Annotated in this window: 12 protein-coding genes; 5 read left to right on the plus strand and 7 right to left on the minus strand. The window is 70.8% G+C overall.

Annotated features, from left to right (window positions below):
- Nucleotides 1–77: 77 nt before the first annotated feature.
- Complete coding sequence (locus ACZ7OI_RS19220; RefSeq protein ID WP_470265547.1) at nucleotides 78–2,126, minus strand: acyltransferase family protein; 2,049 nt, start codon at nucleotides 2,124–2,126, stop codon at nucleotides 78–80.
- Nucleotides 2,127–2,236: 110 nt separating this feature from the next.
- Between ACZ7OI_RS19220 and ACZ7OI_RS19225 the strand changes: the two genes are divergently transcribed.
- Entirely contained in the window at nucleotides 2,237–2,809 is a 573-nt protein-coding gene (locus ACZ7OI_RS19225) for an amino-acid N-acetyltransferase (protein ID WP_470265548.1), read from the plus strand.
- A 4-nt stretch (nucleotides 2,810–2,813) separates the two neighbouring features.
- Here the strand turns inward: ACZ7OI_RS19225 and ACZ7OI_RS19230 are convergent, their stop codons facing one another.
- The gene (locus tag ACZ7OI_RS19230) at nucleotides 2,814–3,221 is read right to left on the minus strand and encodes a hypothetical protein (protein WP_470265549.1); all 408 of its coding nucleotides are present in this window, start codon (nucleotides 3,219–3,221) and stop codon (nucleotides 2,814–2,816) included.
- 44 nt (nucleotides 3,222–3,265) lie between these two features.
- Complete coding sequence (locus tag ACZ7OI_RS19235) at nucleotides 3,266–5,827, minus strand: DNA translocase FtsK (protein ID WP_470265550.1); 2,562 nt, start codon at nucleotides 5,825–5,827, stop codon at nucleotides 3,266–3,268.
- A gap of 140 nt (nucleotides 5,828–5,967) precedes the next feature.
- Between ACZ7OI_RS19235 and ACZ7OI_RS19240 the strand changes: the two genes are divergently transcribed.
- From ACZ7OI_RS19240 to ACZ7OI_RS19255, 4 genes are all read left to right on the plus strand, one after another.
- Nucleotides 5,968–6,615, plus strand: a complete 648-nt coding sequence (locus ACZ7OI_RS19240) for a hypothetical protein (RefSeq protein ID WP_470265551.1) — start codon at nucleotides 5,968–5,970, stop codon at nucleotides 6,613–6,615.
- 171 nt (nucleotides 6,616–6,786) lie between these two features.
- Nucleotides 6,787–7,596: a lysophospholipid acyltransferase family protein gene (locus tag ACZ7OI_RS19245; protein ID WP_470265552.1), complete on the plus strand. Its 810-nt coding sequence runs from the start codon at nucleotides 6,787–6,789 to the stop codon at nucleotides 7,594–7,596.
- A gap of 47 nt (nucleotides 7,597–7,643) precedes the next feature.
- Complete coding sequence (wrbA, locus tag ACZ7OI_RS19250; protein WP_470265553.1) at nucleotides 7,644–8,258, plus strand: NAD(P)H:quinone oxidoreductase; 615 nt, start codon at nucleotides 7,644–7,646, stop codon at nucleotides 8,256–8,258.
- A gap of 41 nt (nucleotides 8,259–8,299) precedes the next feature.
- Nucleotides 8,300–9,244 carry an EamA family transporter gene (locus tag ACZ7OI_RS19255; RefSeq protein ID WP_470265554.1) on the plus strand — a complete coding sequence of 315 codons (945 nt, stop codon included), beginning with the start codon at nucleotides 8,300–8,302 and terminating at the stop codon, nucleotides 9,242–9,244.
- Nucleotides 9,245–9,466: 222 nt separating this feature from the next.
- Here ACZ7OI_RS19255 and ACZ7OI_RS19260 read toward each other — a convergent pair whose 3' ends face one another.
- From ACZ7OI_RS19260 to ACZ7OI_RS19275, 4 genes are all read right to left on the minus strand, one after another.
- The gene (locus ACZ7OI_RS19260; protein WP_470265988.1) at nucleotides 9,467–11,056 is read right to left on the minus strand and encodes a ribonuclease J; all 1,590 of its coding nucleotides are present in this window, start codon (nucleotides 11,054–11,056) and stop codon (nucleotides 9,467–9,469) included.
- A 104-nt stretch (nucleotides 11,057–11,160) separates the two neighbouring features.
- Nucleotides 11,161–12,174 carry a 4-hydroxy-tetrahydrodipicolinate synthase gene (dapA, locus tag ACZ7OI_RS19265; protein ID WP_470265555.1) on the minus strand — a complete coding sequence of 338 codons (1,014 nt, stop codon included), beginning with the start codon at nucleotides 12,172–12,174 and terminating at the stop codon, nucleotides 11,161–11,163.
- A 112-nt stretch (nucleotides 12,175–12,286) separates the two neighbouring features.
- Nucleotides 12,287–13,789, minus strand: coding sequence for a serine/threonine-protein kinase (locus tag ACZ7OI_RS19270; RefSeq protein WP_470265556.1), 1,503 nt, complete (start codon nucleotides 13,787–13,789; stop codon nucleotides 12,287–12,289).
- An 84-nt stretch (nucleotides 13,790–13,873) separates the two neighbouring features.
- The gene (locus ACZ7OI_RS19275) at nucleotides 13,874–15,115 is read right to left on the minus strand and encodes an Nramp family divalent metal transporter (RefSeq protein WP_470265557.1); all 1,242 of its coding nucleotides are present in this window, start codon (nucleotides 15,113–15,115) and stop codon (nucleotides 13,874–13,876) included.
- Between the last annotated feature and the right edge of the window lie 27 nt (nucleotides 15,116–15,142).

Here is a 15,142-nt window from a genome sequence, read left to right on the forward strand (position 1 = left end):
GCCGCCCCATTGTGCCCAACCCGGGACGCTCCGCGACGGCTAGTCGCCGAAGTCGTCCGTTCTCTCCTTGCGCGCGGTCACCACTGCAGGGCGTGTTTGAGCTGTTTGACCGCGATCGGCGCGAGTGTCGTGTTGAAGGTCGCGGACGGATGGTTGTCGTCCATGTAGACGAGCACGTTCCCGACGACCGCGCGGCAGCGTTTCTGGTCGCAGTAGTAGTCGGTGAAGTCCAGGAACGTGACGTTGTCCGGGATGTCTTCGACCCGCTCCCACGACGGCGCCGGGGCTACCGCGGCGGGCCGCGGCACCGAGCAGGACGCGTCGGTCGGGCTCTTCTGCGCGACGCAGCTGGCCATGTTGAACGCGTAGCGCGGGTTGTCGCGCACGGCCACGACCGGGATGTTCGCGTCGTTCAACTCCGACCAGACGTCGACGAAGCCCTTCGGCGTCGACTCGTTCGGCCCCGGTTTGGCATTCACCGTGCCGAGCATGACGACCGCGTCCGGGCGGGTGTCGAGCAGTTCGTCGGTGGCGGCCTTGTTCCAGTCGATGCAGTTCTTGTCGCCCGGCATCAGCTCGGAGCCCGACGAGTACGGGCACGCGCCCTTCAGCATCGTCGTGACCTGCCAGCCGTCGGAGACGACCGCGGGCCGGAAGGCGGCGAGGTACTGCTGGATGTGCGAGTCGCCGACGAGCACGATCCGCTTGGCCGGCGGCCCTTCCGGGCCCTCCGTGCAGATCTCCAGCTCCTTGTTGCGCGGCGACTTCGAGCACTGGTCCGGCGAAATGCGGGCCCAGTCGTCGGCGAGCTTCACCGTCGGCGGCACGATCGACGGCGACGGCGAACCGCGGTAGACGAAGCCCTGCGCGTGCGCGACCGCGCCCGGGTGGTCCGGGTCGCCGATGGCGATCTCGTAGTTCGCCCGCGCGCTGCTCACGCCCTGCCAGACGCCGCTCGCGACGAGCACCGGGGCCAGCGCGAGCACGCCGAACCGGTAGGCGCCCCAGTGTTTCGCGGTGCCGATCTTCGACAGCCGGATCGGGTTCTCGATCAGGTGGTAGGTCAGGATCGAGAGCAGGAACGACACCCCGACGACGAACGTGCCGCCGAGCAGGCCGACCGCCGCCCGGTCGCGGATGATCAGGTAGAAGACCAGCACCGGCCAGTGCCACAGGTACAGCGAGAAGCTGAGATTGCCGACGTAGCCGAGGAATTTCGAGCTGAGCCAGCGGTCCGCGCCGAGCACGCTGCCGGTCTGCCCGGCCACCAGCACCAGACCGGCCGAGACGGTCGGCCACAGCGCGATCCAGCCGGGGAACACGCTGTCGACCTCGAGCAGGACGCCGCACAGCACCAGACCGGCGACGCCGACCCAGCCGAGCACGATGCGCAGCGGCCGCGGCAGCGTGACCTGGTCGAGGAACATCGCCATCAGGCCGCCGAGCGCGAATTCCCATACGCGGGTGAGGCCGTGGAAATAGGCCAGCGGCTGGTCGGCCGCGGTGAGGTAGACCGAGTACGCCAGCGAGGCCGCGAACAGGACGATCAGCAGCAGGTTCACCGTGGCGCGCAGCGACCAGCCGAGGCGGCGCACGAGCAGGCCGAGCCCGACGAACAGCAGCGGCCACACCAGGTAGAACTGGCCCTGGATGGACAGCGACCAGAAGTGCTGCACGAGGCTCGCGCTGTTGTGCTGGGCGAAGTAGTCCACCGAATCGGCCGCGAGCTGCCAGTTCTCGTAGAACAGCGCCGACGCGACGACCTCGCGGATGGTCTGGAACCAGCGGTCCTGGGGCAGCAGCAGCTGCGACACGACCACGACGGTCAGCAGCACGGTCATCGCGGCCGGGAAGAGCCGCTTGATCATCCGGCCCCAGGTGGCGCGCAGTTCGATCCGGCCGCGCAGCAGCGCCCGGTAGAGCTGGCCGGTGATCAGGAACCCGGAGACGAGGAAGAACACGTCGACGCCGCCGGAGATCCGGTCGAACCACACGTGGTAGACCACGACCAGCACCGACGCCAGCGCCCGCACGCCCTGCAGCTCGGGCCGGAACCGGGCTTGCGCGCTCGGCCCGGCGGGAGGGTTGCCTGGTCGTTCCGGGGCCACCACGGTACTGCCGGACATGCAGGTTCCTCCCGAGGGCCGGTAGCCGGCCGACGGCCGCCGACTACTGGTCATGTGCGCTCACTAGCTATACGTGACGACGCCCGCCGTCACGCATCCGGGGTCCCCCGATGGAGCCGCTCGGCGCACCCGGTGCTCGCGGTAGTTATCTTGACCTGGTGCCCGATTCCCGTCCTCCGTCCGTCCGCCGCGCGCGGATCGCCGACGTCCGCAAGATCAAGGCCCTCGTCGACTCCGACGCCGGCCGCGTGCTCCTCGAGAAGGATCTGGTCACGCTGTACGAGGCGGTGCAGGAGTTCTGGGTCGCGACCGACGAGAACGGCTCCGGGAACGACGCCGACGTGCTAGGAGCGGCCGCGCTGCACGTGCTGTGGGAGGACATCGGCGAACTGCGCACCGTGGTCGTCGACAAAGCGGCGCGCGGCCGCGGGATCGGGCGCGCGCTGGTCGGCAGGCTCGTCGAAGAGGCCCGCGAGCTGGGGCTGAAGCGGCTGTTCGTGCTGACGTTCGAGACGTCGTTCTTCTCCGGGCACGGGTTCGTCGAGATCGACGGCGCCCCGGTGTCGCACGAGGTGTACGAACAGATGCGGCGCTCGCTCGACCCGGGCGTCGCGGAGTTTCTCGACCTGCCCTACGTCAAGCCGAACACGCTGGGGAACTCGCGGATGCTGCTCGAGTTCTGAGCGCTCACGAGAACCGGACGAGGATCCGGCCCCCCGACCCGTCCACGGCCGCGAGCTTCACCGTCGTGCCCGCGAAGGTCGTCGCGTCCGGGCCTTGGCGGCCGGTGTGCAGCTGCACGGACGTGTGCTCGCCGCGCCCCGGCTCGGTCAGGACCAGCGCCACGACCGCCTCCCCCGCCACGAAGCACTGCCTGCCCGGTTTGCAGCGCGAATCCGAGACCAGCTGGCGATAACGCACAGTCAGGTCCCGGCCGGAGACCTGTACCTCCTGGCCGGGCGTGAGCGCCACGTTCCCGCCCACGTCAGCGGCAGGCGGTCGCGACGGTGTCTGCGCGACGGCGACCGTGCCGCCCGCACACCCGGCCAGCGCGGCGGCCGTCCCGATACCCAGTGCGAGCTTCTTGAGGTCCATGCTGAGGGGACGAGACCGGCCCGCCGCCGGGTTGCACGCGCGGCTCAGAAGTCTTCGTCCTCGCCGCCGGCGGGCGCCCCGCCCGCGTCGGAACCGCCGCGGATCATGAACAGCACCGACTCCAGCTCTTCCGGCTTGATGAGCACGTCGCGGGCCTTCGAACCCTCCGACGGGCCGACCACGCCGCGGCTTTCCAGCAGGTCCATCAGCCGTCCGGCCTTGGCGAACCCGACGCGGAGCTTGCGCTGCAGCATCGAGGTGGAGCCGAACTGCGACGTGACGATCAGCTCGGCGGCCTGCAGCAGGACGTCGAGGTCGTCGCCGATGTCCGGGTCGATTTCCTTCTTCTCGCCGGCCTTGGCGCTGGTGACGCCCTCGTTGTAGTCCGGCTGCGCCTGTTCCTTGGCGAAGTTGACGACCGCGGCGATTTCTTCGTCGCCGACGAACGCGCCCTGGATGCGGACCGGTTTCCCGGCGCCCATCGGCAGGTAGAGCGCGTCGCCCATGCCGATCAGCTTCTCCGCGCCCGGCTGGTCGAGGATGACCCGCGAGTCGGTGAGCGACGACGTGGCGAACGCGAGCCGCGAGGGGACGTTCGTCTTGATCAGGCCGGTGACGACGTCGACCGACGGCCGCTGCGTCGCGAGCACCAGGTGGATGCCCGCGGCGCGGGCCTTCTGGGTGATCCGGACGATCGCGTCCTCGACGTCGCGCGGGGCGGTCATCATCAGGTCGGCCAGCTCGTCGACGATCGCCATGATGTACGGGTACGGCTGGTACTCGCGTTCGCTGCCCGGCGGCGCGGTGATGTCGCCGGAGCGGACCTTGGCGTTGAAGTCGTCGATGTGGCGGACCCGGTTGGCCTGCATGTCCTGGTAGCGCTGCTCCATCTCCTCGACGAGCCAGGCCAGCGCGGCGGCGGCCTTCTTCGGCTGCGTGATGATGGGCGTGATCAGGTGCGGGATGCCCTCGTACGGCGTCAGCTCGACCATCTTCGGGTCGATCAGGATCATCCGGCATTCCGCGGGCGTCGAGCGGGCCAGCAGGGACACCAGCATCGAGTTCACGAAGCTCGACTTGCCGGAACCGGTGGAACCGGCGACCAGCAAGTGCGGCATCTTCGTGAGGTTCGCGGTGACGAACTCGCCCTCGATGTCCTTGCCGAGCCCGATCAGCATCGGGTGGTTGTCCTTGACCGTGGTCGGCGCGCGCAGCACGTCGCCGAGGCGCACCATCTCGCGGTCGGAGTTGGGCACCTCGATGCCGACCGCGGACTTGCCCGGGATCGGCGCGAGGAGGCGGACGTTGTCGGTGGCCACCGCGTAGGCGATGTTCTTGGTCAGCGCGGTGATCTTCTCGACCTTCACGCCCGGGCCGAGCTCGACCTCGTACCGGGTGACCGTCGGGCCGCGGGTGAAGCCGGTGACCTGTGCGTCGATGCTGAACTGGTCGAGGACGCCGGTGATCGCCTCGATCATCTGGTCGTTGGCCTTGCTGCGGGACTTCGGCGCGTCGCCGAGCTTCAGCAGGTCCGGCGGCGGGAGCGCGTAGTCGCCCTCGACGGTGCGGGTGACCGACAGCGCGGGTTCCGGCGCCTTCTTCGGCTTCTTCTCCGGCACCTCGGCAGGCGGCGCGACCGGCTTCGGCGGCCGGATCGGCGTGGCCGGCTCGGCGAGCGCGGCGTCGATGTCGAGCTGCTCGCCGTCCTTGTCGGCGCTCGCCTGGCGCCGCCGCGACGGCTTCCGCAGCCGGACGGACTTCGGGTCGACCTCGGGTTCGGGTTCTTCGGTGTCGTGCTCGTCGCGCTGGCCGGCCTCGTACTCGGCCAGCTCCTGCTCGTCGAGACCCCAGGTGCGCAGCCGGTGCGGGATGTCGCGGACCGGCGTGCCGGTGAACACGAGCACGCCGAACAAGAGCGCGAGGATCAGCAGCGGCACCGCGACCCACGTGGTGACGCCCTTGGTCAGCAGCCCGCCGGAAAACGCGCCGAGAATGCCGCCCGCGTACATCCGGCCGTCGTTGGTGTCCGGGAGCGCGGTGAAGATGTGCAGCATCCCGAGCACGGACAACACGACCAGCACCGTGCCGATGACCATCCGCGGCCGGGTTTCCGGCTGCGGCTCGGACCGCATCAACGCGACCGCGACCACGAGCAGCACCAGCGGAAGCGTCACCGCCCCCGCGCCGAGCACCGTCCGGGTGGCGACCTCGACCCCCGCCCCGATCGGCCCGGCGGCCCGCCACCAGACACCGACCGCGGCGACGATGGCCAGCGCGATCAGCCCGAGAGCAAGCCCGTCGCGACGGTGTTCCGCTTCGAGCTCCCGCGTGCGCCCTACGGTCCGGGCGAGCGAGCCGATCCCCTTGGCGGCGAGGTTCCAGGTGCTGCGCACGCCCCGCCCGAACGCCCCGGAGTTCTTGCGGCCGGCCGGACGCCGCGCAGGAGACGTCCGGGGCCGGGAGCTGCTCCTGGCCCTGGTGGAACCGCCTTTCGACGACCTGCTCGAGGCAGCCGTCCGAGACTTCGCCGGCGTACGCGAACTACGCGCCGGTGCCTTCCCGCCGCTTCCCGCAGTGCTCCGCTTTCTCGTCGCCGACCCAGCCATGCCTCCACGGTAACGGGCGCGGACCGATAGTCACATGTGCCACTCGCAGCGCACCCGAAACAATCGTCTCTGGATCACAGTGGATCTTGTGGAAGCATCGGGGTGTCCCTCGCCGTTCCCCTGGAAGCCGAGGCCCCTTGATGCCGAGCCCCGCCGAGGTCGTGCGCGCGCTTGCCGACCGCACTGCTTTTGCTGCCGCACCTCGGGGTACGGGGCGATACCACTACCTCCGGACGTCCGGGTGGCACGGGCATACGGACCAGACCACGGCCGGGCGGATCCTGTCGGCCAGCACGGAGTTCTTCGACCGCGAGGACTGGATCGCCCCGGACGGTTCCGGACGGCTGCTGGTCCGGCAGGGAGACACGGTCGTGCGCCCGAGCGGCGACTTCCCGCCGGGAGGTTTGATGGGCGATTTCCTGACCGCGACGGACCTGCCGTCCGTGGCTGCCGCATTGCGCCGCCGGACGAGCCGAGCGGGGGTGGTCAAGGCTTTCGGCACTTTCTGGCGGACCCAGGTCGTGCCCCCGGAACTGCAGCGGTCGCTGCTCCAGTGCTTGGCCGAGCAGCCGGGGCTGGCGGTGGAGGACACGGATCTGCCGGGGGTTGCGGTGAGCGTCCGGGATTCGGCGTTCGCGAGGACGCGGCAGCTCGTGTTCGATCCGGAGACCGGGATGGTGCTGGAGAGCCGGGATGTCGACGAGGACGGGACGGTGTCGGGCTGTACCCGCTGGTTGGAGTCGGGTTACACGGACTCGACTGGGGTTCGACCGGCGGAGGGTTGCTGACCGGTGACAAACCGGCTCGGCGCTGAGGGCGGCGAATGCCGGGCAGCACCGACCGCGAGTCCGGCAGCGACCTGCCCTGAGCAGCTACTACAGGCCGCGAAGGCGGTATCGACTCCACGCCACCCCGAACCGTGTTGTCCCAGGTGGACCCGCCCGTGAAATGCTCTGCTCATGTTCGCGCTGCAACAGGACGAGGCTCCGCGCCGTGCCCCCGCGATCTGGCGGACGATGCTCAACATCGACCGGGGCCTGGTGAACCTCGTCGGGCGGCTCACGGTCACCGGTTCGGTCCCGAGGGAACTCCGGGGCAAGCCGCTGCTCATGGCGGCCAATCACATCGGCGTGTTCGACGCCTTCGTGCTCATGGCGGCCTGCAAGCGGATCGGCATCAATCCCCGGTTCATGCTCGCCGGCGGGATTCTCGACGCTCCGGTGATCGGCCCGGCGCTCAAGGTCAGCGGGCATCTGCGCGTGGACCGGGCCAAGGCGGCGACCGCGATCGGGCAGTTCGCTGAGGCGGCGGAGGCGTTGCGGACCACGCGCGAGCCGATCGTCGTGTATCCGGAGGGGCGGATCAGTCACGACCCGGGGCTGTGGCCGGAGCGCGGCAAGACCGGGGCGGCGCGGCTCGCGCTGGCCGCGGGGGTGCCGGTCATTCCGATCAGCCAGTGGGGCGCGCACGAGGCCGTGTACTGGGGCACGGAGACCGTGAACGGGCCCGCGGATCTGCTGCCGCTGGCGAAATCCGGGTTGAGCGCGCCGTTGCGGCGGCCTCGGTTCAAGGTGCATTTCGGGACGCCGGTGGACCTCTCCGACGTCGAGCCGGAGCGGCCGGGCGCGGGCGTTCGCGCGCACGCCAAGATCATGCAGGCCATCACGGACGGGCTGATTCCGTTGCGCCGCCACGAACCCATCCGTCCGCGCTTCCACGACCCGACCCGGCCGACCGACACGGTCAGTCCCTGGAAACCGCAGCGCTGAGTCCGGATCGTGGGACACACCAACCAGTCCGGCTAGGGTCGCGAGGTGTGAGCACCCGCATTCTGGTCGTCTACTACAGCGCTACCGGCAACACCGCCGCCCTTGCCGGCGCGCTCGCCGAAGGGGCGGGCGAAATCGGGGCGGAGGTACGCGTCCGCACCGTGGCCGAGACCGCGCCGCCGGAGGCGGTGGCGAGCAATCGGCGTTGGCAGGCCTGGGTGGATTCCGGACCGCACCACGAGCTCGCCACGCTGGCCGATCTGGAGTGGGCGGACGGGCTCGCGCTCGGCAGCCCGACCCGGTTCGGCGGGCCCGCCGCGCAGCTGAAGTCCTTTGTGGACACCACGGGCGGCCTGTGGGCGCAAGGAAAACTGGCCGACAAGGCGGCGACGTCGTTCACCTCGGCGTCCACCGCGCACGGCGGCCTCGAAGCAACTGTGCTGGCAATCAACAACATCTTCTACCACTGGGGCGCGATCGTCGTCCCCCTCGGCTACGCCGATCCGCACCTGATGGAGTCCGGCAACCCGTACGGCGGCTCGTTCGTCTCGCGCAAGTCCGCGGCGCCGGACGACACCGCGCTGCGGGCGCTCCGGCTTCAGGGACGGCGGCTGGCGACGATCGCGACGCACGTCGCGACGGGCCTGAAGCGCCTGGAATAACTCGGTTTCGTTCGGTAGTCCCGCTCCGTAGTGTCCCGCGCGTGACCACCGAACTCCCTGTCCTGGAACGACCCCGGGTGATCCGCCGGGGCCGCGGGCTCTCGCTCGTGCTGTTCGCCGCGGTCTTCTTCAGCACGTCCGGCACGCTCGCGAAACCGGTCATGGGCGCGGGGATGACGCCGGAACAGGTGGCGGTGCTGCGGATCGGGACGGCGGGAGTCCTGCTGCTGATCGGCACCGCGCTCTTCGCCCCGCACACGCTGCGGGTCCGGCGCGGGGAATGGTCGATGCTGCTGGCGTACGGCGCGCTCGGCGTCGCCGGGACGCAGCTGCTGTATTTCATCGCGGCGGAACGGATCCCGGTCGGCATCGCGATCCTGCTGGAGTTCCTGTCCCCGGTGCTGATCGCGTTGTGGGTGCGCGTGGTGCGGCGGAAGCGGCTGCCGCGCATGTTGTGGTTCGGGATGGCGGTGGCGCTGCTGGGGCTGGCGCTGGTCGCGCAGGTGTGGCAAGGGCTGCGGCTCGACGCGATCGGGCTGCTGGCCGGGACCGGCGCGGCGCTGTGTTCGGCCGGGTACTTCCTCATCGGCGAACGCGCGGTCGCCGACCGCGAACCGCTCGGGCTGGTCACCTGGGGCATGGTGATCGGCGGGGTGTTCGTGAGCCTCACCGCGCCGCCGTGGACGCTGCCACTGAGCATGGCGGGCCAGACCGTCCCGTTCGGGCCGTGGACGCCGCCGCTGTGGCTGCTGCTGATCTGCCTGGTGGTGCTGTCGACGGCGATCCCGTACGTCGCGGGGATCTCCGCACTGCGCCACTTGCCCGCTTCGGTGGCCAGCGTCGTCGGGCTGCTCGAACCCGTCGCGGCGGCGGCGTTCGCGTGGGCGCTGCTCGGCGAAGCGCTCGCCTGGCCGCAGGCGGTCGGCGCCGCGCTGCTGCTCGGCGGCGCGTACCTGGTCCAACGACAGACCGCCGCGGTGGCCTGACTCCCCCTCCGGATGGAGACGGGAACCAACCTCGGGCGGGATGTGTCCTATCCGCGGGGCCGCCACACTGGAGCGAGCCGCACGAGAAACCTGGGGGATCTCATGGACAACCGACCGAGCCGGGCCGAGCAGCGCAGAGCGCGCAACGCGCTCGCCCGCCAGGCAGCGATCGTCGTGATGGCGTTGCTGCTGGCGGGCGCGCGCCGCTGAATCAGAGCGGGCTCAGACCGGGATAACCGTCGGCACGATCATCGGCCGCCTGCGGTAGGTGTCGGCGACCCACCGGCCGACGACCCGGCGCACCGCCTGCGCGATGCGGTGGGTGTCGGTGATGCCCTCGGATTCCGTCCGCGCCAGCTCCATCTCCACGAGCGGCACGACGGCGTGCAGGGCCTTCGGGTCGTCGGAGAAGCCGCGGCCGGAGATCGTCGGGCTGCTGACCGCGCGGCCGGTGTTCGAGTCGATCACCACGGTGATCGCGATGAACCCGCCCTCGCCCAGCACCAGCCGGTCGGACAGGGTCGACTCGCCGACGTCGCCGACGGACAGCCCGTCCACGTACACGTGCCCGACCTCGACGCGGCCGGTGCGCGAGGCCTTGCCGTCGACCAGGTCCACGACCACGCCGTCCTCGGCGATCACCACGTTGTCCGGCGCGACGCCGGTGCGGATGGCGAGCTCTCCGTTGGCGCGCAAGTGTTTCCACTCGCCGTGCACCGGCATCACGTTGCTCGGCCGGACCGCGTTGTACAGGTAGAGCAGCTCGCCCGCGGACGCGTGGCCGGACACGTGCACCTTCGCGTTGCCCTGGTGCACGACGTTCGCGCCGAGCCGGGTCAGGCCGTTCACGACGCCGAACACCGCGGTCTCGTTGCCCGGGATCATCGAGCTGGCCAGCACGACGGTGTCGCCCGCGCGGATCGAGATCTGCCGGTGCTCGCCGCGCGCCATCCGCGACAGCGCGGACAGCGGCTCGCCCTGCGAACCCGTCGACACGAACAGCACCTTGCTTTCGGGCAGGTTGCTGGCCTGGTCCAGGTCCACGAGCAGGCCGTCCGGCACGTTCAGCAGGCCCAGTTCGGCCGCGATGCCCATGTTCCGGACCATCGAGCGGCCCACGAACGCCACGCGGCGGCCGTGCCGCACGGCGGCGTCCAGCACCTGCTGCACGCGGTGCACGTGGCTGGCGAAACAGGCGACGATCACGCGCTGGTCGACCTTGCGGATCACGTCGTCGACCACCGGGCCGATGTCGCGCTCGGGCATGACGAACCCGGGCACCTCGGCGTTGGTCGAGTCGACGCAGAACAGGTCCACGCCCTCGTCGCCCAGGCGCGAGAAGCCAGCCAGGTCGGTGAGCCGCCCGTCGAGCGGCAGCTGGTCGAGCTTGATGTCGCCGGTGTGCAGCACGACGCCGGCCGGCGTGCGGATGGCGACCGCGAGCGCGTCCGGGATCGAGTGGTTCACCGCGAAGAACTCGAGGTCGAACGCGCCGACCTTGCGCCGCTCCCCCTCGCGGACCTCGATCAGCTTCGGGCGCTGGCGGTGCTCCTTGGCCTTCGCCGCGAGCAGCGCGTTGGTGAACCGCGAACCGTAGATCGGCACGTCCGGGCGCAGCCGGAGCAGGAACGGGACGGCTCCGATGTGGTCCTCGTGCCCGTGGGTGAGCACGAGGCCGTCGATGTCGTCGAGCCGGTCCTCGATCGCGCGGAAGTCCGGCAGGATCAGGTCGACGCCGGGCTGGTCGTCCTCGGGGAAGAGGACGCCGCAGTCGACGATCAGGAGCCTGCCGTCGTATTCGAAGACGGTCATGTTGCGCCCGACCTCGCCGATGCCGCCGAGCGCGACGACGCGCAGGGCTCCCTCGGGAAGGGCGGGCGGGAGGTGCGTCGGGCCGGGTCCGGCGGGAAGTGAAGTCACCGGGGCATTGTCCCAACGCTGGTGTGCGAGGTGGGGGCGGTGTAGGCCGCCTGCGAATCTGCTTGTGCCACCCGTGCACCATGCCAGTCCGAGGCCGCGCTGTCCTCCAGCGGCACGCCGCCCTGGGCGAGATCGGCCGCGATCTGCTCGAACTGGTCGTCGAACGGGGCCACGATCGGCAGCCGCGGGTCGCCGATGTCGAACCCGCGCAGCCGCAGCGAAGCCTTGCTGAACGCCACGCCGCCGACGCGCGACATCGCCCGCAGCACCGGCAGCATCGCGCGGTGGTTCGTGCGCGCGGTGGAGGTGTCGCCCGCCTCGTAGGCCTCGATCATCGCGCGGATGCGGCCCGCCACGACGTGCCCGATCACGCTGACCACGCCGACCGCGCCGACCGACAGCCACGGCAGGTTCAGCCCGTCGTCGCCGGAGTAGTAGGCGAGGTGGGTGTTCGCGATGACCTCGGAGCCCGCGATCAAGTCGCCCTTCGCGTCCTTCACCGCGACGATCCGCGGGTTCTCGGCCAGCCGCTGCAGGGTGTCGACCTCGATCGGCACGATCGAGCGCGGCGGGATGTCGTAGAGCATGACCGGCAGCTCGGTCGAGTCCGCGACCGTGGTGAAGTGCGCGTACAGCCCGGCCTGGCTCGGCCGCGAGTAGTAGGGCGTGACGACGAGCAGGCCGTGCGCGCCCGCGTCGGCGGCGGCCTGTGCCTGCTCGATGCTGTGCGCGGTGTTGTTGGTGCCCGCCCCCGCGACGACGGTCGCGCGGTCGCCGACCGCCTCGACGACGGCGCGGATCAGCGCGGCCTTCTCCTGGTCGGTGGTGGTCGGGCTCTCGCCGGTGGTGCCGTTGACGACCAGACCGTCGTTGCCGAGGTCCACAAGGTACTCGGCCAGTTCCTGGGCCCGCTTCACGTCCAGCGCCCCGGCCCGGTCGAAGGGGGTCGCCATCGCGGTGAGCACGCGGCCGAACGGACGTCCGGGCGCGGCGGCAGGTGAGGTGGACATGGCCACGACGGTACCTCGTCGGACCGCCGAACCCGGCCTCGACCTGGTGTGCCACCGGGAACTTCGGAGAATTTCCGCCGCCGCGCCGCTTCGCGCGGAACTTCTCGCGCGGCTACTTGACCTTGACGGTGATCTGCGCCGGGATCTGGTCGTTGCTGGTGCGCGACAGGACACAGTAGATCTTCCGGTTCGGACCGCTGCTGCTGTCGTTGTCCGGCTGCACCTGCCAGGCCTGCTGGGTCGGCACGATCGCCCGGTACGCCAGCCCCGCGCGCTGCTGCTGCGGCACCACCGCGGAGCGGAACGCCGCCGCGCAGCGCGCCTCGGCCGCCCGGCTGAGGTCCTCCAGCCCGGGATACGGGGCGACGACCGCGTCGCTGTCGCTCCAGCTCTCCAGCGGCAGCGGGTCGGCGACGTCGTAGACCTCGAGCGTGTGGTTCTTCTTGCAGTCGACGTTGTTGTCCGAGCTGATCACCACGCCCGGCTGGACCACGGCGTTGTAGCAGATCTGGTAGGAGGAGATCTGGGTCTTGAGGTAGCCGTCCGGGCCGTAGGTGACGGTCTCGGCCTGCTGTACGTCCTTCTTCGGCGACCACACCGGCTTGCCGAGGAAGAACCCGCCGACGAGCGCCGCGACGACCAGCACCGCGATCGCGCCCGCCCACCAGCCGCGCCTGCTCTTGCCTTCCGGCTTCGCGGCCATCCGGGTCGGCTGCCCGCTCACCCGGGTCTCCTGCTGCGGCATCACCGCGGTCGCCGGACGTTGCGTCGGGCCGGTCGCGTGCGCGAGCTGCGCCCGCGCCTGCGTCGCGGTGAGCCGGGCTTCCGGGTTCGCCACCAGCAGGCCGAGGATGACCGCGCCGAGCGGCCCCTGCACGCGGGTCAGGTACGGCACTTCGGTCATGATCGCGTGCAGCGTGGCGGCCGTGGTGGGCCGTTCGAACGCGACGATGCCCTCGACGGCGAAGTACAGCGTCGCGCCGAGCGACCACAGGTCCGATTCCGGCATCGCCTCGCGGCCTTCGACCCGTTCCGGGGCCATGAACGCGGGCGAGCCGACGATCATCCCGCTCGTGGTGAGCCGGGGGTCGTCGATGGCGTGCGCGATGCCGAAGTCGGTGAGCTTCACGCGGCCGTCCGGCGCGACCATGATGTTGGCCGGTTTGACGTCGCGGTGCACGATCCCGGCGGCGTGCGCGGCCTGCAGCGCGGACAGCACCCGCTCCCCGATCATCGCCGCCTGCTGCTCGGGCATCGGGCCGTGCGCGCGCACCAGGTCGGCGAGCGTGGGCGCTTCGACCAGCTCCATCACGATCCAGGTGGTGCCCTGGTCGGTGACCACGTCGTACACCGTCACGACGGCCGGGTCGTTGAGCCGCCCGCCTGCCCGCACCTCGCGCAGGATCCGCTCGGAGAACACCGCGGCGCCTTCGGCTTCGGGCAACCGCAGTTCCTTGATCGCGACCTGCCGTCCGATCACCTGGTCCTGCGCGCGCCACACGATGCCCATGCCGCCGCGGCCCAGTTCGCCGAGCAGCAGGTAGCGGCCGGCCACCACGCGGCCGGCGGGGGCCGTGCGGTTCGGGTCGTGCGGGCGGGTCTGTTCGTCGGTCACGGGGTCGGGCTCCTCGGTCGGCTTCGCGCAGATGCTAGTCGGACCGTGGCGCGGGCTTGCCGGTTCCGTCCGGTTAGGACTGCCTCAGCCGCCGAAGGTGAGCACGATCAGCACGACGTTGAGCAGGATGATCACCGCGGCGACGACCGAGGCGAGCACCGTGGTGGTCCGGCGGTTGACGTCCTCGCCCATCAGGCCGCGGTCGGCGGTGAGCCGGATCAGGGGCACGAGCGCGAACGGGATGCCGAAGGACAGCACCACCTGCGACACCACCAGCGCCGCGCTCGGATCTGCTCCCAGCGCCAGCACGACGATCGCCGGGCTGAGCGTCACGAGGCGGCGCGCGACGATCGGAATCCTCTTGCGCAGCAAGCCTTGCATGATCATCGCGCCCGCGTACGCACCCACCGACGTCGACGCCAATCCGGACGCGAGCAGTCCGATCGCGAACAGCAGCGCGACGCCCGGCCCGAGCGCGGCGGCGACTGCCCCGTGCGCGCCTTCGATGGTGTCGACGCCTTGCTGGCCTTGAAGATTCGTCGCCGCCACGAGCAGCATGCCGAGGTTCACCGCGCCGGCGAGCAGCATCGCGAACCCGACGTCGTAGCGAGTGGCCCGCAGCAGGCTCCGGCGACGCGCGGGTTCCGGTTTGCCGTGCCGGTCGCGGACCAGTCCGGAGTGGAGGTACACCGCGTGCGGCATGACCGTCGCGCCGAGCATCGCGGCCGCGATCAGGACGCTGTCGCCGCCGCTGAACCGCGGCACCAGGCCGTGCGCGATCCCGGCGGCGGACGGCGGTTCGATGAACAGGCTCGCCAGGAACCCGACCGCGATCACCACCAGCAGACCGGTCACGACGCGTTCGAACGGACGCTGCCCGCCGCGGTCCTGCACCGCGAGCAGCACCAGCGACACGAGGCCGGTGATCAGCCCGCCTGCGACCAGCGGAAGCCCGAAAAGGAGGTTGAGCGCGATCGCGCCGCCGACGACCTCGGCCAGGTCGGTGGCGATCGCGACGATCTCGGCCTGCGCCCAGTACGCGAGCCGCGCCCGGCCGGACAGCCGGTCTCGCAGCGCTTCGGGCAGCGACTGGCCGGTGACGAGACCGAACTTCGCCGACAGGTACTGCACCAGCACGGCCATCAGGTTCGCCGCGACGATCACCCACACCAGCAGGTAGCCGTAGCGCGCGCCGGCGCTGACGTTGGCCGCCACGTTGCCCGGGTCGACATACGCGATCGCGGCGACGAACGCCGGCCCGAGCAGCGCCCAGCCTGCCCGCAGCCGGGCCACGCCGCGCGGACGTGCCGCTTCCGCCACCGCCATGTGCGCCCACTCCCTGATATCGGTCGC

This window comes from Amycolatopsis sp. NPDC114503 (assembly GCF_055633655.1).

Coding starts and splice junctions, on each gene's coding strand:
- dapA (WP_470265555.1), bottom strand. CDS start 12,174: ATGTCCACCTCACCTGCCGCCGCGCCCGGACGTCCGTTCGGCCGCGTG.
- ACZ7OI_RS19275 (WP_470265557.1), bottom strand. CDS start 15,115: ATGGCGGTGGCGGAAGCGGCACGTCCGCGCGGCGTGGCCCGGCTGCGG.
- ACZ7OI_RS19225 (WP_470265548.1), top strand. CDS start 2,237: ATGGAGCCGCTCGGCGCACCCGGTGCTCGCGGTAGTTATCTTGACCTG.
- ACZ7OI_RS19245 (WP_470265552.1), top strand. CDS start 6,787: ATGTTCGCGCTGCAACAGGACGAGGCTCCGCGCCGTGCCCCCGCGATC.
- ACZ7OI_RS19230 (WP_470265549.1), bottom strand. CDS start 3,221: ATGGACCTCAAGAAGCTCGCACTGGGTATCGGGACGGCCGCCGCGCTG.
- ACZ7OI_RS19220 (WP_470265547.1), bottom strand. CDS start 2,126: ATGTCCGGCAGTACCGTGGTGGCCCCGGAACGACCAGGCAACCCTCCC.
- ACZ7OI_RS19235 (WP_470265550.1), bottom strand. CDS start 5,827: ATGGCTGGGTCGGCGACGAGAAAGCGGAGCACTGCGGGAAGCGGCGGG.
- ACZ7OI_RS19240 (WP_470265551.1), top strand. CDS start 5,968: ATGCCGAGCCCCGCCGAGGTCGTGCGCGCGCTTGCCGACCGCACTGCT.
- ACZ7OI_RS19260 (WP_470265988.1), bottom strand. CDS start 11,056: ATGACCGTCTTCGAATACGACGGCAGGCTCCTGATCGTCGACTGCGGC.